This window comes from Mesorhizobium sp. EU05-FHT14A09, assembly GCF_058790995.1.
In genome coordinates, this window is sequence record NZ_JBYTDF010000002.1 from 52215 (window position 1) to 71240 (window position 19026).

Sequence of the window (19026 nt, forward strand, 5' to 3'; positions counted from 1 at the left end):
ATGGATATGACCGTCAGCATTCTTCTGACCATTGCCACCGCGGCGACGCCATTGTTGATCGCCGCCATCGGTGAGCTGGTGGTCGAGCGCTCCGGCGTCCTGAACCTCGGTGTCGAGGGCATGATGGTGATGGGCGCAGTTGCCGGCTTCGGTGCTGGCCTCCTGACCGGTTCACCCTGGATCGGCCTGATCGCAGCCATCGTCGTCGGTTCGCTATTCTCGCTGCTGTTTGCGGTGATGACGCTGTCGCTCGCCACCAACCAGGTCGCCACCGGCCTGTCATTGACGCTGCTCGGGCTCGGGCTGTCCGGCATGCTCGGAACGGGCTTCGTTGGCCTCCCGGGCGAACGCCTGCCCAACCTCTACATCCCCTTGCTGACCGACTTGCCTGTGGTCGGCAAAATCCTGTTCGGCCAGGATCCGATCTTCTACATCTCGATCGCGTTGGTGTTCGGCGTGTCGTGGTTCCTGTTCAAGACGCGCACCGGGCTCACCTTGCGTTCGATCGGCGACAGCCACGCCTCGGCTCACGCGCTCGGCATCCAGGTCATCAAGTATCGTTATCTGGCGGTGATGTTCGGCGGCGCTTGCGCCGGCCTCGCCGGTGGTCACCTGTCCCTTGTCTACACCCCGCAATGGGTGGAGAACATGACGGCCGGCCGCGGCTGGATCGCGCTGGCGCTGGTGGTGTTTTCGTCCTGGCGGCCGCTGCGCGTGCTTGCCGGTGCTTACATCTTCGGTGCGGTCTGGATCGGCCAGCTGCATGCGCAAGCCTTCGGCATCCCGGTGCCGTCGCAGTTCCTGTCGTCGCTGCCCTATCTCGCCACCATCGTCGTGCTCGTCATCATCTCGCGCAACAAGCGCCTGACCATGATGAACACCCCGGCCTCACTCGGGCAGGCTTTCGTTCCAGATCGTTGACAACCCAAAAGAACACTAGCATAGCAAGGTTAATCCAGAGAGGTAACATCATGAAAAAACTACTGATTGCCCTGATGACTTCGGCGGCGGCGATGTCCGTTGCCGTCTCCGCGGAAGCCGCGGATAAATTCAAGGTCTGCTGGGTCTATGTCGGCCCGGTGGGTGACTTCGGCTACTCCTACCAGCATGACCAGGGCCGTCAGGCGGTCGAAAAGAAGCTGGGTGACAAGGTCGAGACCGCTTTCCTCGAAAACGTCGCCGAAGGTCCCGATGCCGAGCGCGCTTTCGAGCGTCTGGCGCGCCAGGGCTGCAAACTGATCTTCGGTACCTCCTTCGGCTTCATGGACGCCGAAGTGAAGGTCGCCAACAAGTTCCCGGACATCAAGTTCGAGCATGCCACCGGCTACAAGACTGGCCCGAACCTCGGCATCTACAATGCCCGCTTCTATGAAGGCCGCTACATCCTCGGCCAGATTGCTGCGAAGCAGTCGAAGAGCGGCGTTGCCGGCTACATCGTCTCCTTCCCGATCCCGGAAGTGGTGATGGGCATCAATTCTTTCATGCTGGGTGCGCAGTCGATCAATCCGAACTTCAAGGCCAAGATCGTCTGGGTCAATTCCTGGTTCGATCCGGGCAAGGAAGCTGACGCCGCCAAGGCGCTGTTCGACCAGGGCGCCGATATCATCGTCCAGCACACCGATTCCACCGCGCCGCTGCAGGTGGCGCAGGAGCGCGGCCTGCATGGCTTCGGTCAGGCCTCGGACATGATCAAGTTCGCGCCGAAGTCGCAGTATACCGCGATCGTCGACGACTGGGCTCCCTACTATATCGAACGGGTCGAGAAGGCGCTGGACGGCAGTTGGAAACCGGAAGACCGCTGGGACGGCATCAAGGCCGGCGCGGTATTCATGGCGCCTTACACCAACATGCCGGATGACGTGAAGGCAATGGCGGAAGCGACCCAGAAGAAGATCGCCGACGGCTGGAACCCGTTCACGGGCCCGGTCGCCAAGCAGGACGGATCGGCCTGGCTGAAGGACGGCGAAGTGGCCGACGACAAGACGCTGCTCGGCATGAACTTCTACGTCAAGGGCGTTGACGACAAGCTGCCGCAGTAAGCAGGCAGCATCTGGAATGGAAAGGGCGCCCTGGAAGGCGCCCTTTTTGATTCAGAGGTGAGGTAGACTGCTGTCTCGGTCCGGGAAATGTCAGACAGCCATACCGTGCAGGTCGTAGGCATCGGCGCGATCGATCTTGACGGTGACGATGTCGCCGAGACGCAGCGGCCGGCGCGACTGGATGTGCACCGAACCGTCGATCTCCGGCGCGTCGTACTTCGTGCGCCCCTTGGCGACCGTGCCGTTCGCCTCGTCGATGATGACGGGCAGGCGCTTGCCGACCTTCTTCTGCAACTGTGCGGCCGAGATCTTCTGCTGGCGCTGCATGAAGCGGTGCCAGCGTGCTTCCTTGACCTCATCCGGAACCTGCTCGAGGCCGAGATCGTTAGAACGCGCGCCCTTGACCGGCTCGTACTTGAAGCAGCCGGCCCGGTCGATCCTGGCTTCGTCCAGCCAGTCGAGCAGCATCTCGAAGTCTTCTTCGGTCTCGCCGGGGAAGCCGACGATGAAGGTGGAACGAATGGCGAGGTCCGGGCAGGATTCGCGCCAGGAACGGATACGGTCCAGCGTCTTTTCGCCATGGGCTGGCCGCCGCATGTTTTTCAACACCTGCGGCGAGGCATGCTGGAAGGGAATGTCGAGATAGGGAAGAATCTTGCCTTCGGCCATCAGTGGGATGACGTCCGCGACATGCGGGTAGGGATAGACATAGTGCATGCGTACCCAGACGCCGAGCTCGCCAAGTTCCTGCGACAGGTCGAGGAATTTGGCACGCACTTCGCGATCCCTCCACGGGCTGCTGGCATATTTGATATCGACGCCATAGGCGCTGGTATCCTGCGAGATCACCAGCAGTTCCTTGACGCCAGCGGCTGCGAGTTTTTCTGCCTCGCGCAGCACATCCCCGGCCGGGCGTGAGACGAGATCACCGCGCAGATCGGGAATGATGCAGAAAGTGCAGCGGTTGTTGCAGCCTTCGGAAATCTTCAGATAGGCGTAGTGGCGCGGCGTCAGCTTGACGCCCTGCGGCGGCACCAGGTCGGTGAACGGGTCATGCGCCGGCGGCGCTGCTTCATGCACAGCCGCCATCACGCTTTCATAGGCCTGCGGACCGGTGATGGCGAAGACATTCGGATGTTTTTCGCGGATCAGCTCGGGCGTCGCACCCATGCATCCTGTGACGATGACCTTGCCGTTCTCCTTCAGCGCCGTGCCGATGGCGTTGAGGGATTCGTCTCGCGCGGAATCAAGAAAACCGCAGGTGTTGACCACGACGAGGTCGGCGCCGTCATGCTTGCGCGAGATCTCGTAACCTTCCGCGCGCAACCGGGTCAGGATGCGTTCGGAATCGACCAGTGCCTTCGGGCATCCGAGGCTGACAAAGCTGATACGAGGCGCTGCGGTCATCGTGGCGTTCCAATGGACGCGGGCCGGAACCCTTGCAGGCCGGCCCGGAAATCTCTGGTTTTCAATTGGTGCGCCTCAGGCGGCGCAAAATTCAGCGGCGCAATAGCACAGTTCCAGGACCAAGCAAACCGCACCTGCCGCGAGGCTTGCCGGGACAGGGGCCGATCCATCAATGCGCGGCGCCGGCTTCCTTGCCGAACCACGGCGTCAGGAACTGGAACTGTTCGGGAAACTGCTCGACCGCGCCGTCGAGCAACATTTTGAGTGCGACGTAAAGGATGATGAGCAGGCCGATATAGGCGATCCAGCGGTAGCGGTGCAGCAACCGGGCGACGAAGGAGGCGGCAAACCCCATCAGCGCGATCGACAGCGCGAGGCCGATGATCAGCACCGTCGGATGTTCCATCGCGGCACCGGCAACGGCAAGCACGTTGTCGAGCGACATGGACACGTCCGCGATGACGATCTGCCAGGCGGCCTGGGCAAAGGTTTTTCGCGCGGGACCGGACGAGGCTTTGGGGCTGTCGATATCGTCCAGAGCTTCGGTTGCCTCGTGCTCTTCTTCGTGCGTGACGCTCAGTTCGCGCCACATCTTCCAGCACACCCACAAAAGCAGCAGGCCGCCCGCGATGAGCAGCATCGGGCCGATGGCAAGCAGCCACTGGGTAATGAGGGCGAAAATGATACGAAGAACCGTCGCAGCGGCGATGCCAACGAGGATTGCTTTCTTGCGCTGATCTTTGGGAAGTCCGGCCGCAGCAAGGCCAATGACGATTGCGTTGTCGCCGGCAAGCACGAGATCAATGGCGATGACCTGGAGAAGAGCCGACAAACCTGCTGCGGTGAAGATTTCCATCGATGGAAGCGCTCCTCATCGGGGTTCTGTGAATCTGGCCCTACGAGCATCGACCTGTGGCGTCAAGCGCCGGGCACGCAAAGGTCGTGGAAAGCCGGTACTTCAGCTCTTGCTTGACAAGGCTATCACAACCGACAACCGCTATGACAGCGTCGATCCCGTTGACGCTGGGAACCGGAAAGCGCTAAAGCCGGTTTCGACTGGTTCGGCAGCAAGGCAATCGCCCTTACGCCGGACTGTGGAGGGATGGCCGAGCGGTTTAAGGCACCGGTCTTGAAAACCGGCGTGGCAGCGATGTCACCGTGGGTTCGAATCCCACTCCCTCCGCCACTGTTCCCAGCGATTGATACAAGCGCCGGCATGAAACCTCCTCCAGAAGATGCCTGGGAACCGTGGGCGCCGCAGGATCTGGCCTTGCGGCTTGGGGACCGTGATCCCAGTTGGTATGTGGTCGGCGGGTGGGCCTTGGATCTGTGGCATGGGCGCCAGACCCGCGAGCATGAAGATCTGGAGTTCGTTGTTCTGCCCGATCAGGTAGGACATTGTCGCGGGCTTCTGTCGGATCTGGAATTCTTCGCTGCTCGTGACGGCATCCTGACGCATCATCCTGCCAAGGCTGCGCTTCCCACTGATCTCTGGCAGCTTTGGGGAGCCGACATGACCACGGGTTTGTGGCGCGTGGACATGATGATCGAACGCGGAACGCGGGACTTCTGGGTCTACAAGAGGGAGCCTTCGATCCGCGTGCCGAGGACATCGGCGATCCGCAGGACCTCTGCCGGAATTGCCTACCTGGCTCCGGCTCTCGTGCTGCTGTTCAAGGCGAAGCATCGCCGTGAAAAGGATGATCTCGATTTTCGTACCGCACTGCCCAGCCTCGAAGCCGGGGAGAGGGCTGAGTTACTAGGCTGGCTTGAGGCAATGCATCCTGGCCATGAATGGATCGCTTCTCTCCGCAGGGATTGAAGGATTGGCGGCGAGGCTAAAAGCGCCTCGGGTGAACAATCGGCATAAATAGGACCCGGGTAGACGAGGAAACATCGGCAACCGCATCATCATTCCTGCCCGGCCAGTTCGCTTTTCAGCCAGCGCTTGAAGGCGACGATCTTGGCATCATTTGCGTGGGCCGCGGACACGACGAACCAGAGGTCGATTCCGGTTTCGACTTCCCACTCGAATGGCTTGACCAGCCTGCCGTCGGCAAGCGCGTCAGCGGCGATCGCCTGCCAGGCGATCATCACCCCGAGGCCGGCCGTCGCCGCTTCAAGCGACAGGGATGCATCGGAGAAACTCAACCCTTGCGGCAAATCCGCCTCGACCATGCCGTGCGGGGCCAGCCAGTCCGTCCAGTTCTCCATGGCAGGGTAACGGATCACTGGAGCTGATTTCAGATCGGCCGGCATCCTCAGATTGGAAGCGAGCGCCGGGGCACAGACCGGAAAGATGCGCTGCCGCAGAAGCAATTCCGCGCTGGTGCCCGGCCACGTGCCCCGGCCCATGCGCAGAGCGACATCGAGGTCGGACCGATCGAGGTCGGTCAAAGTAAGACCCGTTTCGATACGCACCTGGATTTCTGGCCGCTTCCGCTGAAACGCGCTGAGCCGCGGCACCAGCCATCGGGTGGCGAAGACCGGCGTGGTGGTTACAGCCAGCACGGTACGGTCGTTCGAACCGGCCTGATCCAGTGCCTGTGTGATCGAGCGGAACGCCGGCGCCAGCGCAGTCAGCATCCGCGCACCGAATGGCGTCGGTGTCAGACCGCGCGCAGTGCGCTCGAACACGGGGCGTCCAAGCAGCTTCTCGGTGCGGATGACATGCTGGCTCACCGCGCCAACACTGATGCCCATCTCATCCGCCGCCTTTGCCAACGAGCCAAGGCGGCCCGCCACTTCGATCGCGCGCAGGCCATTCAGGGGAATGCGATTCAGAGCAACCATATAGATATTCTATAGGCTCGAGGGCAAAATCTCCATTTTTTTCATGGGCCGCGAGAACGAAAGTCTGGACATCGAAACGCTCCAAGCAAGGAGGAAAACATGTCCTTGGCCAGCCGCGCCGCCCCATCGGATCTTACCGCAATCCGGCCATTCCAGATCGCAGTGTCCGACATGCAAATCGCCGACCTGAAAGCACGTCTCGAAAGGACCCGCTGGCCCTACGCCACGACCAACGATCATTCGCGTGGGCAGCCGGCCAGCTTCGTGATGGAACTCGTCGACCAGTGGATGAATGACTTCGACTGGCGCGAGCATGAATCCCGGTTGAACAGCTATCCGCAATTCATCACGGAGATCGACGGTCAGCCAATCCATTTCCTGCACATCAGGTCCAGGCATCCCGGTGCGTTTCCGCTGATTCTCAGCCACGGATGGCCGGGTAGCGTGATGGAGTTCCTCGACCTGATCGAGCCGCTGACCAACCCGACCAGTGGCGGGCAGGCCTTCGATCTGGTGATCCCCTCGCTGCCCGGATTCGGCTTCTCCAGTCCGCTGCGTGAGCGCGGCTGGGATTCGGTTCGGATCGCCAGGGCATGGGACACGCTCATGAAACGATTGGGCTATGGCCACTATGGCGCGCATGGCGGCGATGTTGGCTCCGGCATCGGGCGCGAACTGGGAATCCTGCAACCGAACGGCCTCGTCGGCACGCATGTGCTGCAGATCTTCGCCTTTCCCACCGGCGCGGATGGCGAAATGGACAGGCTCACGCCTTTCGAGATGGAGGGTATGGCGATCCTCGCCAATTTCGAGAAGTACAACGGCTATCATCAGATACAGGCAAAGCGTCCCGGTACGCTTGCCTACGGGCTCGTCGACTCGCCCGTCGCCCAGATGGCCTGGAACACCGAGCTCTGGTTCGGTTTCGACGGCAACAACATCGACAATGTCGATCGCAACCGTTTCCTGGCGCAGGCATCGCTCTACTGGTTCACGGGAACTGGCGGATCTGCGGCGAACGTCTACTACGAAGACCAGCAGACGGGTGCCGGCTACCGCGAAGTGATGAACCCGACGCCAACCGGCGTCGCGGTTTTCCCAAATGATTTCCGCTCCGTACGCAGCTTCGCCGAACGCGCCAACAACATCGCGCATTGGACCGAGATGCCGCGCGGCAGCCATTTTGCCGCGTCGGACGCGCCGGATCTGTTGGCGCAGGATATCCGCGCATTCTTTTCGAAACTGACCGCTTGAACGCTAACTTTCGCGAGAACAGCCATGTCGTTGCCATTCGCCATCATTGATGTCTTCGCCTCCAGCCCACTTGCAGGCAATCCGCTGGCCGTCGTCCAAGGCGGCGAACAACTGCCGGACGACAGGCTGGCCGCCATCGCGGGCGAGTTCAACCTGGTCGAGACGACCTTCGTCCTGCAAGCGACGCTTCCCGGTGCAACGCGGCGGTTGCGCTCTTTCACCGCCGCGGGGCACGAGGTTTTCGGGGCAGGAGGACACAATTCCCTCGGTGCCTGGCTCTGGCTTGCGCAATCCGGACGGCTGGAATTGAGGGAAGGGCGAACAGACTTCATACAAGAGATCGGCGGGCAACTCTTTCCTTTGTCCATCGACGCAACGCCCCGCCAACCGATCCGCGTCACGATGGCGCAATCTCCCGCCCGATGGGGAAACCAGGTGGAGGATCACGCAGGCGTGACTGCTTCGCTCGGCCTTGCGCCCGACACCGTCAATGGCGACGGCCCGCCGATACAGGTAGTCGATACCGGTGCGGGCCACCTGATGGTCGCGCTCCGAGACCGCGAAGCCGTCGATGCCGCCAGGCCGGATGTTGACGCGCTCGGCGCGATCCTGCGACAGGCCGGTGGCGAAGGCTGCTATGTTTTCAGCCTAGACCCACCAACCTCCGGCGCACTCGCCTATGCCCGCTTCTTCAATCCGACAATGGGTATCGCCGAGGATCCAGCGACGGGTACGGCAGCAGGCCCACTGGCTGCCCATCTCGTCCGTCACGGCCTTGCTCTGCCTGGACGCGTTATTATCGAGCAGGGCACGAAACTCGGCCGTCCGAGCCTAATCGAAGTTGAAATCGACAACATCGCGGTGCGGATCAGCGCAAGCGGAGTGGTGGCCGCCGAAGGAAGATTGATGCTTTGAGTACATCAAAGGCAGGAAAGTTGAGCGACCGGAACCGGCAACTTACGAGGACCTCGCGGCACAATGCCGTCATTCCGCCACAATCTCGCCCGGTTCGAACCATAGTCGGTTAAGTGTGTGATAAGCATTTCCTGCGCAAAAAAGGGGCTCTGGGGATCGGGGCGTCGGACAAGTCTGTCACACGATACGCTTCGGCTTCGCCCGTGTTTGAGTAGCGTCGCCGTTGTTTGGAGGGGACAGTTCAGTATGGCAGGCCCGGCGCGTTTTCGTCGTATCTCCACTTATGCGCTGTTGGCCATCTCGGCCGGTCTGCTTGCTGCCTGTGCTTCATCCGAACCGAAGAGCATGGTGAGCAAGAAGCGCTCGAAGGAATATTTTGCCGAATCCGAATATGGCGTCAAAGCCAGCCCGCGCGTCGCCATGCGCCGCGGAGGCGGGCGCGATCAGCTCGGCAAGCCGTATCAGGTACGCGGCAAGTGGTATTATCCGAAGGAAGAAAAGCGCTACTCCAAGACCGGGACCGCGTCCTGGTATGGTGAGGCTTTCCATAGCCGCATGACCGCCAATGGCGAGGTCTATGACCTGTCGCAGCTCACCGGCGCACATCCGACCATGCCGTTGCCCAGCTATGCCCGTGTCACCAATCTCGACAACGGTAGTTCGGTCATCGTGCGCGTCAACGATCGCGGCCCCTATCACGAGGGGCGGCTGATCGACCTGTCCAAGCGCGCCGCGGATATGTTGGGTTATTCGAAAATCGGCACTGCCCGGGTCAAGGTCGACTATGTCGGGCGCGCACCGCTCGAAGGCAATGACGATTCCTATCTCATGGCCTCCTACCATCCCGGCAACCGGATTCCGGATCCATCCGATGGACTGCCGACCGGTGTGATGGTCGCCATGAACGGGTCGATGCCGAGTGTCCCAGTTCGTGCAAGTGCCTCTGCCATTCCATTCCCCGGCCAATTGACGGATACAACGTCGCTGCCTGAGCCTGTCCTGGCCGCGCAGCCAGTGGGAGCCGACAGCGTTGCGCTGCCGGATTTCGGTCCGATCGCGCCGGCGCGGCCCGACTTCGCCGTGAGCCCGAAACTGCCGTTCGAAATGGCGAGCCTGAACTATGCCGCAGAGCGCACGGAGCGTTCCGCGAGCGCCTTTGCGGCGCTCGAGGGGCCGGCAGCTGCGCTGGGCAGCTGGAAGCAACCGGAGGATCCGTCCGACGACTACGTGGCAGCCGGTACGTTCGACAATGCCAGGGAAGCAAAACAGGTAGCAACGGCACTGAAGGCCTATGGCCGTGTCGAGATCGACGAGGCAAAGCTCGACGGCAAGGACTGGTATTCGGTCAACTTATACCAGGACGGCCGCATGAGTGTGGATAGCATGCTGGAGGCGGCCTGGAGTCATGGCGCGCCGGATGCTTTTGCGGTTCGCGACTGAATAACGCCCAGAGAGAACTCAGCAGGAGTATCTCAAAATGAAATGTCAACGTCGACGGCTCCTCGGGATGCATTCGATTGGAGCGGTGACGCTGACTGGCATGGTTTTATCGGGATGCATATCAGCCACGGACGCGAGTGCGCCTCGGAGCGGGGATTGGAAGAGCGTAAGTCAAACAATTTCTTACGGAAAGCAGATGGATAAGGCCGGAATGCGGCCTTTGACGATGGATTGTAAATTTTCGTCACCTAAAGGTGGCGGGGAGTCCCTTGTCGTCAAGATCAAATATGTGAAATCAAAACTCCCCAAGCCATTCTTCCAATTTTGGTTTGGTCCTGCCGACGAAATTGCAAAGGCGGAGAAATTTGCTCGTTTCGTGGACATGCCACGAACGATCTTCAAAACGCTCAGGGATCCCAAATCAGGTCGATCAGTCTACTGCGGGTTATGGTCGCGCGAAAGATGATCAATATCTTCGCGTGGGCGCCGCGCCGGCGATTGATCCATGACCGGCGATCCTGATAACGTCCCATTATGATTGCCAAATCCCGTTTTTCCTCCTTGGCCGGCCTGCTCGGCGTTGCCTTGCTGGCGCTGTCGGCATTGCCTGCCGCCGCGCAGCTGTTCGAAACCAAGGCGGCCACCGCATATATGATCGACGCAGAAACCGGCACGGTGCTGTTTTCCAAACAGGCGGACAAACCGATCCAGCCGGCGTCGCTCGCCAAGCTGATGACGCTGGAAATGGCTTTCAATGCCGTCAAAAGCGGGCGCATGACGCTCGACGACACGTTCGTCGTCAGCGAAAACGCCTGGCGCAAGGGCGGGGCCCCTTCCGGAACCTCCACCATGTTCGCCGCGCTCAAGTCGGCGATCCGGCTGGAGGATCTGATGAAGGGCATCGCCGTGCAGGCTGCCAATGACGGCTGTATCATCATTGCCGAAGGATTTGCCGGCTCGGAAGGAAACTTCGCCCTGCAGATGAATGAGCGCGCCCGCCAGATCGGCATGCCGGTCTCGACCTTCGTCAACGCCACCGGCCTGCCGGCGGACGGGCAGAAGACGACGGTTCGCGAGATGACGCAGCTGGCATTGCGCCTGTCACGCGAATATCCGGAATTCTATCCTTATTTCGCCCTCAAGGACTTCACCTGGAACAAGATTACCCAGCGCAATCGCAACCCGCTGCTGGCCATGGATACCGGAGCCGAGGGACTGGCGGTCGGCGCCAGTGAACAGGACGGCTTTGCCCTCGTCGGGGCGCTCAACCAGGGTGGCAAACGGGTGATCGCCGCCATGGGGGGCCTGGCCAATGACCGCGAGCGCTCCGAGGAAGCCCGCAAGCTGCTGGAATGGGGCCTGCGTTCCTTCGAGAAGACAGAGATCTTTGCAAGAGACGAGGTCGTCGGGGAGGCGGCCGTATTTGGCGGCGTCAAATCAGGCGTGGCGTTGAAAGCCAAGGGACCGATCGACCTGCTGCTGCCGATCGCCAACCGCGACAAGGTCACCGCGCGCATCGTCTACAATGGTCCCCTGCCTGCGCCTGTCGAGGCTGGACAGCCGGTTGGCACACTGCGCGTCTGGATCGGCGACACGCTGAGCCAGGAAACGCCGGTGTTCGCCGCCGAAACCGTGGAAGTCGGTTCGCTCCCGCGCCGCGCTGCAGACGCGGTCAAGGAAATGGCGGTCGGCTGGTTGCGCTAGACGCGGGCGAAGGCCGGTACCAAGCGCCAATTCTTGTGCACGCTCTTGTGTGTCGGTTGTGGACCTGGCTGCGAGCCGGCACTATGAGTGGGTCGATCGGCAAGGCACATTCCGATACCTAGATTCCCGCAGCGCGCTTGTCGAAAATCGATTCCGATTTTCCGGCCGATGCGCTAGTCCTCTCGCCGCGGCGGCATTGGACACCTATGTTTGATGTCGGGGCCACAACCGAGGCGCAGCGTTTGGCGAACGGATCTTTCATCACTTTCGAAGGCGGCGAGGGCGCCGGCAAGTCGACGCAGATCAAGCGGCTGGCCGATCGGCTGCGCGGCAAGAAATACGACGTCCTGGTCACCCGCGAGCCGGGTGGCTCACCGGGGGCGGAGGCCATCCGGCACGTCCTGTTGTCCGGGGCAGCCGAATCCTTCGGCCCGAAGATGGAGGCGTTGCTCTTTGCCGCCGCTCGCTCCGACCACGTCGAACAGGTGATCCGGCCGGCCGTTGAACGCGGCACGATCGTATTGTGCGACCGTTTCATCGATTCCTCCCGGGTCTATCAGGGCGCCACCGGCGGCCTCGACCCGGCCTTCATCGACACGCTGCAACGCGTCGCCATCAACGGCATGGTGCCAAACCTGACGTTGATCCTCGACATCGATCCTGAGGAAGGCTTGCGCCGCGCGACGGCCCGCCGCACTCCCGGCGAAACGCCCGACCGTTTCGAGAAGGAGACGCTGGCCATTCATCAGCAGCGCCGCGACGCCTATCTGGCCATAGCCCGGGCCGAGGCCAAGCGCTGCGTGGTCATCGACGCCTCCGGTGATGCCAACACAGTCGAACATGCGGTGACGGATGCCGTCTTCGCCATGCTTGAGAAGTCCAGACCGGCCAAGACCAGTCACAAGGCACCGGCATGAGCTTCGTGCGGCTGGCGCCTGAGCAGCATGATACGCTGGATGAAGTCCCGGAACCCGCGGAGAACCCGCGCCTGGTCGGCCATGGGGAAATCGCAACGACATTGGCTTCGGCCTACAGGGCTGGCAAGCTTCCCCATGCGCTGATGCTGTGCGGGGCGGCCGGAATCGGCAAGGCCACGCTCGCCTTCCACCTTGCCCACCATTTGCTGAAACATCCCGATGGCAGGCAGGCACCCGAGACACTGGCCGTTCCCGATCCGACAACCGGACTCTACCGGCAGATTGCCATGGGCGCGCATCCTTCGGTGCTGCATCTCACGCGACCGATGAATGACCGTACCAAGGCCTTCAAGAGCGTGGTGACAGTCGACGAGATCCGCAAGGTCGGACAGTTCCTGTCGATGACCTCGCATGACGGCGGCTACAGGGTGGTGATCGTCGACCCGGCCGACGACATGAACACCAACGCTGCCAATGCCTTATTGAAGAATCTTGAAGAACCGCCTCAGCGTACTGTCTTCATCCTCATCGTGCATGCGCCGGGCAGCTTGTTGCCGACCATCCGCTCGCGCTGCCAGGTGCTGAGGCTTTCGCCGCTCGACGAGCATGATCTGATGACCACGCTGGACGCGATCGGGCAGGCGACACCCGGTGACGGCGCCCAGCGCGCCGCGCTGGCGGAACGGGCAGGGGGCAGTGCCCGATCCGCCATTCTGCTCACCCAGTATGGCGGTCTGGAGATCGCCGCCGCGCTCGAAAAGCTGGTTTCGGCGGGCAGGGTGGACGTCGCAAGCGCCTATAAACTGGCCGAAACGGTCGCCGGCCGCGACCAGGCGATCCCGTTTGAGACGTTCAATCGCCATGCGCTGGAACTGTTGTCGGGCGCCGCCAGCTCGTCCGCCATCGCAGGCGATCTGGCACGCGCCAAACTTCTGTCCGACACTTGGCAAGACGCGCAGCGCGCTATATCTGAGACAGAGACGTACAATCTCGACAAGAAACAACACGCACTCACGATGATCGACCGACTGAATTCTGCGATGCGAATGTGACTGCCCTACCGGGATGGCTTTCGCCATGCCGATGCGATATCCACGCCCCGATATCCGCTCAGACATTCTTCCATTCAGACATTCATGACGGCCCGCCATGTCCCGTGAGAAATTCTATATCACCACCGCCATTTCCTATCCGAACGGCAAGCCGCATATCGGCCATGCCTACGAACTGCTCGCCACGGATGCGCTTGCACGCTTTCAGCGGCTCGACGGAAAGGATGTCTTCTTCCTGACTGGCACCGACGAGCACGGCATCAAGATGCTGCAGACGGCAAAGAAGGAAGGAATCACGCCACGCGAACTGGCAGATCGCAACGCCGCCGAATTCCGGCGCATGGCGCAGGCGCTTAACGCTTCCAACGACGACTTCATCCGCACCACCGAGGAACGCCATCACGCCTCTTCGCAGGCCATCTGGAAAGCGATGGAAGCCAATGGCGACATCTATAAGGGTGGCTATGCCGGCTGGTATTCGGTGCGCGACGAAGCCTATTATGGCGAGGAAGAGACCGAAGTCCGCGCCGACGACATCCGCTATGGTCCGCAGGGCACGCCGGTGGAATGGGTCGAGGAGGAGAGCTACTTCTTCCGCCTCTCGGCCTACCAGGACAGACTGCTGGCGCTCTATGAGAGCCAACCCGACTTCGTCGGCCCGTCCGAGCGCCGCAACGAGGTGGTTTCCTTCGTCAAATCCGGCCTGAAGGACCTGTCGATCTCGCGCACGACCTTTGACTGGGGCATCCCGGTTCCAGGCGACGAAAAGCATGTGATGTATGTCTGGGTGGACGCGCTCACCAACTACATCACCGCCGCCGGCTATCCGGATACCCAGTCGCCGTCGTGGAACTACTGGCCGGCCACCCACATCATCGGCAAGGATATCGTGCGTTTTCACGCCGTCTATTGGCCGGCCTTCCTGATGTCCGCAGGCATCGAGCTGCCGAAGCGCGTGTTCGCGCACGGTTTCCTGTTCAACCGCGGCGAGAAGATGTCGAAGTCGGTCGGCAACGTCATCGACCCTTTCACGATGGTCGACCACTACGGTCTCGACCAGGTTCGCTATTTCTTCCTGCGCGAGGTGCCGTTCGGCCAGGACGGCAGCTACAGCCATGAGGCGATTGTCAACCGCACCAATGCCGACCTCGCCAACGATCTCGGCAATCTGGCGCAGCGTTCGCTGTCGATGATCGCCAAGAACTGCAACGGCGTGGTGCCACAGCGGGGGGCGCTTGCCGAAGCCGACAAGGCGATCCTCGAACAGGCCTCAGCAGCGCTGGCAACGGCGCGCAAGGCGATGTCGGAACAGACCATCCATCAGGCGCTGGCCGCAATCTTCGCTGTCGTCGCGGATGCCAACCGCTATTTCGCGGCACAGGAGCCCTGGGCGCTGAAGAAGACCGACCCGGCCCGCATGGAAACCGTGCTGTGGACGACCGCGGAGATCATCCGGCGCGTTGGCATCCTGTGCCAGCCCTATATACCGGGTTCGGCAGCAAAGCTGCTCGATACGCTTGCAGTCGCGGCTGACAAGCGCGACTTCGAGCATCTGCCGGATGCGAATGCGCTGGTGCCCGGTACCGCGTTGCCGGCACCGCAGCCGGTGTTTCCACGCTATGTCGACCAGTCGCCGGAAGCGACAGCCTGATGCTGGTCGACAGCCATTGCCATCTCGACTTTCCGGATTTCGCCGAGGAGCGGGCGGCTGTCGTCGCCCGCGCCCTGGCGGCCGGCGTCGGGCGCATGGTCACGATCTCGACACGCGTGAAGCGCTTCCAGCAGATCCTTGAAATCGCGGACTCTTTCGAAGAAATCTTCTGCTCTGTCGGCACCCATCCGCACAATGCGGCTGAAGAGCTCGACATTACCACCGAGGATCTTGTCCGGCTGGCCCAGCACCCGAAAGTGGTCGCCATTGGCGAGGCCGGTCTCGACTATTTCTACGACAAGGCACCGCGCGACGCACAGGCACAAGGCTTACGGGCCCATATCGCCGCAGCGCGCCAAACCCGACTGCCGCTGGTCATCCACGCACGCAATGCCGACGACGACATGATTGCGATCCTTGAGGATGAAACAGGGAAGGGCGCCTTCCCTTTCATCCTGCACTGCTTTTCCTCCGGCCAGCAGTTGGCCGAGGTCGGCGTGGCATTGGGTGGTTATGTTTCCTTCTCCGGTATCCTGACCTTCAAGAACTCACCCGAGTTGCGGGAAATCGCGAAGGGCGTTCCACACGACCGGCTGCTGGTGGAAACCGATGCGCCTTACCTCGCGCCCGTGCCGCATCGCGGCCAGCGCAACGAACCGGCCTACGTCGTTGAAACGGCAAGGGTTTTGGCTGAAACGATCGGTGTGAGCCGGGACGAGATCGCCCGCATCACCACCGACAATTTCTTCCGTCTGTTCTCGAAAATGCCGCGCCCGGCACTGCTGGGCGGCTGACGTGGCCGACCGGCTCCGCCTGACCATTCTGGGGTGCGGCTCATCGCCTGGGGTGCCGCGCCTGAACGGCGACTGGGGCAATTGCGACCCGGCCAATCCGAAGAACCGCCGCATGCGCGCCGCGGCCCTGGTTGAGCGCATCAATGCCAACGGCGCCAGGACCACGGTCGCCATCGACACCGGGCCGGATTTCCGCGCCCAGATGCTGCTGGCCTCGGTCAAGCACATCGACGCCGTCGTCTACACCCATGCGCATGCCGATCACATCCATGGTATCGACGACCTGCGCACCTTTGTGATCGGACGGGATCGCCTGATGGATATCCATGCCGATGGGCCAACGATGGAGCGGCTGAAACAGGGTTTCGGCTATTGTTTCAAAACGCCGCCCGGAAGCTCTTATCCGCCGATTTTGCGACCGCATCTGATCGACCACCACCAGCCATTCTCGGTGGAAGGAGAGGGCGGCGCCCTCACCTTCGAGCCGTTGCCGCAGGTGCACGGCGACATCGTCTCCCTGGCCTTCCGTCTCGGGCAGCTGGCTTATTGTCCAGACGTATCCGACTTTCCTGCACCGACGGCCGCCCACCTGAAGGATCTCGACGTCCTCATCATCGACGCACTGCAATACAGAACGCATCCCAGTCATTTTTCGCTGGGCGAAGCGCTGGAATGGATCGAACGGCTAGCGCCGAAACGCGCCGTGCTGACGCATATGCATGTGCCGCTGGATTACGCTGTCGTACAGGCCGAAACGCCAGACAATGTCGAACCGGCATTCGACGGCATGGTCATCGAAATCCCATACGATTCAAACTAGAATACGCGTTTGTTCGCACACGATGCGAACAGTGGGATCGTAGCCGTGTCGGCGATCGGATCGCAAACGCCAGAGCTGTTGCAGACGCAACGTCGTTCAAAAGCAGCATCCGCCGATACAGATAAGTTCCATAATCTATCTTATGCGACTTTCATGTATGTCGAAATTCGACAGACGGCCAGCCTATCCTCAGCCCTTTCTGACGACGCAATCGCTCAGACGCGACATGCTAAGTCGTTGTCTGCGGAAGGCACACGCGGGCCGTCGGTGCGCCCCGGTCAATCACGCCATGCAAGGATCACCATGAAAAAAGGCGTCCCGATCAGGACGCCCGTGAGACAGAACAATGGCCCATAGATCAGTGCGCTCAAGGGAATGAAAGAAAGACATTCCCCGACACCGTCGTTCAGACAGTTATGCGGACCACCCTCGAAAATGCCGTAGACGGGCAAAAACAGCCCCGCCACCACCAGGCTGGCAGCAAATGCCAAGACAGCGGAGATGACCAGATTCCCGACAAGCTTCATGCTCTTGGGATATACGGCTAGTCGTCTCCCGCCAATCTGCTTCGGCAAGGCCGGCCAACCGCAGAGCACCTGGGATGGATAACAGGAGTCGATCCGATTGAACTATCGCGAACATCTGTCCCGACGGGTCTTGTTGCAATCGGCCGCCTACATGCTTTGCGGCTTTCTCGCGCTCGCCGCCAACTCTGCCTGCGCCGGGGAAGCCGAGGCCTGGACTGACCAGGTCTCAGGCACCATCAACATTTCCGGTGTTGGACCTGTCCGATACACCGTCGGCTACAGCAGCATCGGCTACGACCACTTCCGTTCGGAGATAGCGGCAGCCTGGCAAGACGGCGGCGATCACACACAGACGATCTATGACGGCATCTACGACAATCCCCCGGCAAAGGTCTGGGCTGTCGGCCGCCATCTGTGCGTTTCAATGCAAGCATGCGCCAGATATGAGGACGCATGTACGACGCAGCTGATAACCTATCGATACGACACCGCTGCCAAGTCCTTTGCCGAGATCGAAGACGGCAAACCGATATGTCGTCGGTAAGAGATCCTGCCCTCCACGAATTGCCGGGAGACAACACCGGCGCCTTCGTGTCGGCTCGCAGCAGCAATCCCCGGCCCTGGCAGGCGGCCTATCAGCCGGCCATCAGGCCGGCCTGTCCGCGACGCCAATAGGCAGCGGCAATGGTCTGGTCTCGCCCCAGCCCCATCTGATCGCGCCAGGTGGTTCGAACAAGCTTGGCGGCTTCCGCCTCTGCCGCGAACCAGCCAAAGGCGGTGCCATTCTCTGGCCATCGTGCCGATAGAATCTGTTCGGCAAGGCGCCCATCCGTCCCCGGCGCCTTGCCGTCTCGTTCCAGCCAGCACAGTTCGATCTGGGTAACATTGTTGATCTGCTGTCTCTCGCTGCTGTCAGCGATCTCGACGAAGGCAACGCCCTTCGTGTGCGACGGCAAGGTCTCCAGCAACCGACCAACGGCCGGCAGTCCTGTTTCATCAGCCCCGAGCACATACCAGTCGGCTGAACGCACAGGCCGCCCGACGGGACCCATGATGCCAACTTTCTGCCCTGCCCGCGCCTGGATAGCCCAGGCCGAGCCGACGCTTTCCCCTTCATGGAGGAGGAAATCCACGTCCATGTGCCCGGCCCTCAGATCGAGCGCACGGATCGTGTAGACACGAGCCGTCGGTCGCCGGTCGTCCGAAGCCCAGACCGGCAATCCGTTGGCACCAAGGCTCGGCCAGATCGGATCCGGGACGGCCGCTGTCGGAAACAGGATGCGAACATGCATGCCTTGAAATTTGCCGAAACGGGCGAGATCCTTTCCTGCCAGCCGGATGCGCCGCATGTGCGGCGTCAAATCGATGATATCGGTGACTGTCATTTCGCGAAACTGCGCAAGGCGCGTGTCTCCGGCAAGGTCGCCCGTCCAGGCAATCTCGGGCGCGTCCTGCCTGGCATAAATCTCGACCGCAGAGGCAAGAATGTCCTTGATGCGTGCGAGCCCATCACGATCGCCGGCACCGGCGCGCAGAACCAGCAGGCCGGGTTTCATTTCAAAAGTCGCCGCACCAAAGGCAAAGCGGAAATCGATCCGTTCCCCGCTCCCTGAGATGCCGGCATCGAAACTCCGTATCCTGTCGGTGATGAGATCCAGGTACTGCTCCAGGTTCGGCAGTTGCAGGCGCGCTTCGCAATTCAAGACGTCCATG

At 61.4% G+C, this 19026-nt stretch carries 19 protein-coding genes and 1 tRNA gene; 15 read left to right on the forward strand and 5 right to left on the reverse strand.

The window, feature by feature from the left end:
* A complete protein-coding gene (locus tag AC3WTO_RS07600; RefSeq protein ID WP_492460102.1) occupies positions 1–921 on the forward strand; it encodes an ABC transporter permease in 921 nt (306 codons plus the stop codon).
* A gap of 50 nt (positions 922–971) precedes the next feature.
* Complete coding sequence (locus tag AC3WTO_RS07605; protein ID WP_492460103.1) at positions 972–2039, forward strand: BMP family ABC transporter substrate-binding protein; 1068 nt, start codon at positions 972–974, stop codon at positions 2037–2039.
* 90 nt (positions 2040–2129) lie between these two features.
* Here the strand turns inward: AC3WTO_RS07605 and rimO are convergent, their stop codons facing one another.
* Positions 2130–3446, reverse strand: a complete 1317-nt coding sequence (rimO, locus tag AC3WTO_RS07610) for a 30S ribosomal protein S12 methylthiotransferase RimO (RefSeq protein ID WP_492460104.1) — start codon at positions 3444–3446, stop codon at positions 2130–2132.
* 169 nt (positions 3447–3615) lie between these two features.
* Positions 3616–4302, reverse strand: a complete 687-nt coding sequence (locus AC3WTO_RS07615) for a TerC family protein (protein ID WP_492460105.1) — start codon at positions 4300–4302, stop codon at positions 3616–3618.
* Between the two features lie 240 nt (positions 4303–4542).
* Here AC3WTO_RS07615 and AC3WTO_RS07620 point away from each other — a divergent pair.
* Both AC3WTO_RS07620 and AC3WTO_RS07625 read left to right on the forward strand, forming a co-directional pair.
* A tRNA-Ser gene (locus AC3WTO_RS07620) sits at positions 4543–4632 on the forward strand.
* A gap of 30 nt (positions 4633–4662) precedes the next feature.
* Positions 4663–5268: a nucleotidyltransferase domain-containing protein gene (locus tag AC3WTO_RS07625; RefSeq protein ID WP_492460106.1), complete on the forward strand. Its 606-nt coding sequence runs from the start codon at positions 4663–4665 to the stop codon at positions 5266–5268.
* Between the two features lie 89 nt (positions 5269–5357).
* Here the strand turns inward: AC3WTO_RS07625 and AC3WTO_RS07630 are convergent, their stop codons facing one another.
* The gene (locus AC3WTO_RS07630) at positions 5358–6239 is read right to left on the reverse strand and encodes a LysR substrate-binding domain-containing protein (RefSeq protein WP_492460107.1); all 882 of its coding nucleotides are present in this window, start codon (positions 6237–6239) and stop codon (positions 5358–5360) included.
* Between the two features lie 99 nt (positions 6240–6338).
* Here AC3WTO_RS07630 and AC3WTO_RS07635 point away from each other — a divergent pair, with 99 nt between their 5' ends.
* The 10 genes from AC3WTO_RS07635 to AC3WTO_RS07680 all read left to right on the forward strand — a co-directional run bounded on the left by AC3WTO_RS07635 (position 6339) and on the right by AC3WTO_RS07680 (position 16786).
* Entirely contained in the window at positions 6339–7493 is a 1155-nt protein-coding gene (locus AC3WTO_RS07635; RefSeq protein ID WP_492460108.1) for an epoxide hydrolase family protein, read from the forward strand.
* Positions 7494–7517: 24 nt separating this feature from the next.
* Entirely contained in the window at positions 7518–8408 is an 891-nt protein-coding gene (locus AC3WTO_RS07640) for a PhzF family phenazine biosynthesis protein (RefSeq protein WP_492460109.1), read from the forward strand.
* 246 nt (positions 8409–8654) lie between these two features.
* Positions 8655–9848, forward strand: a complete 1194-nt coding sequence (locus AC3WTO_RS07645) for a septal ring lytic transglycosylase RlpA family protein (protein WP_492460110.1) — start codon at positions 8655–8657, stop codon at positions 9846–9848.
* Between the two features lie 196 nt (positions 9849–10044).
* Positions 10045–10314, forward strand: coding sequence for a hypothetical protein (locus tag AC3WTO_RS07650; RefSeq protein WP_492460111.1), 270 nt, complete (start codon positions 10045–10047; stop codon positions 10312–10314).
* Positions 10315–10382: 68 nt separating this feature from the next.
* Positions 10383–11552, forward strand: a complete 1170-nt coding sequence (locus AC3WTO_RS07655) for a D-alanyl-D-alanine carboxypeptidase family protein (protein WP_492460112.1) — start codon at positions 10383–10385, stop codon at positions 11550–11552.
* A 242-nt stretch (positions 11553–11794) separates the two neighbouring features.
* A complete protein-coding gene (gene tmk, locus AC3WTO_RS07660) occupies positions 11795–12469 on the forward strand; it encodes a dTMP kinase (RefSeq protein ID WP_492460113.1) in 675 nt (224 codons plus the stop codon).
* Positions 12466–13521, forward strand: a complete 1056-nt coding sequence (locus tag AC3WTO_RS07665) for a DNA polymerase III subunit delta' (RefSeq protein ID WP_492460114.1) — start codon at positions 12466–12468, stop codon at positions 13519–13521. Before tmk ends, AC3WTO_RS07665 begins: the two co-directional genes overlap by 4 nt.
* A 97-nt stretch (positions 13522–13618) precedes the next feature.
* Entirely contained in the window at positions 13619–15172 is a 1554-nt protein-coding gene (metG, locus tag AC3WTO_RS07670; RefSeq protein WP_492460115.1) for a methionine--tRNA ligase, read from the forward strand.
* On the forward strand, positions 15172–15966 hold the full coding sequence (locus tag AC3WTO_RS07675; RefSeq protein ID WP_492460116.1) for a TatD family hydrolase: 795 nt from the start codon (positions 15172–15174) through the stop codon (positions 15964–15966). The genes metG and AC3WTO_RS07675 overlap by 1 nt, the downstream gene beginning before the upstream one ends.
* 1 nt (position 15967) lies before the next feature.
* Complete coding sequence (locus AC3WTO_RS07680) at positions 15968–16786, forward strand: MBL fold metallo-hydrolase (RefSeq protein ID WP_492460117.1); 819 nt, start codon at positions 15968–15970, stop codon at positions 16784–16786.
* Between the two features lie 278 nt (positions 16787–17064).
* On the opposite strand, the gene AC3WTO_RS07685 is transcribed toward AC3WTO_RS07680, so the two are convergent.
* Entirely contained in the window at positions 17065–17313 is a 249-nt protein-coding gene (locus AC3WTO_RS07685; protein WP_492460118.1) for a hypothetical protein, read from the reverse strand.
* Between the two features lie 97 nt (positions 17314–17410).
* Between AC3WTO_RS07685 and AC3WTO_RS07690 the strand changes: the two genes are divergently transcribed.
* Positions 17411–17857 carry a hypothetical protein gene (locus AC3WTO_RS07690; RefSeq protein ID WP_492460119.1) on the forward strand — a complete coding sequence of 149 codons (447 nt, stop codon included), beginning with the start codon at positions 17411–17413 and terminating at the stop codon, positions 17855–17857.
* Between the two features lie 91 nt (positions 17858–17948).
* Here the strand turns inward: AC3WTO_RS07690 and AC3WTO_RS07695 are convergent, their stop codons facing one another.
* Positions 17949–19025, reverse strand: coding sequence for a siderophore-interacting protein (locus AC3WTO_RS07695; RefSeq protein WP_492460120.1), 1077 nt, complete (start codon positions 19023–19025; stop codon positions 17949–17951).
* Position 19026 lies beyond the last annotated feature (1 nt).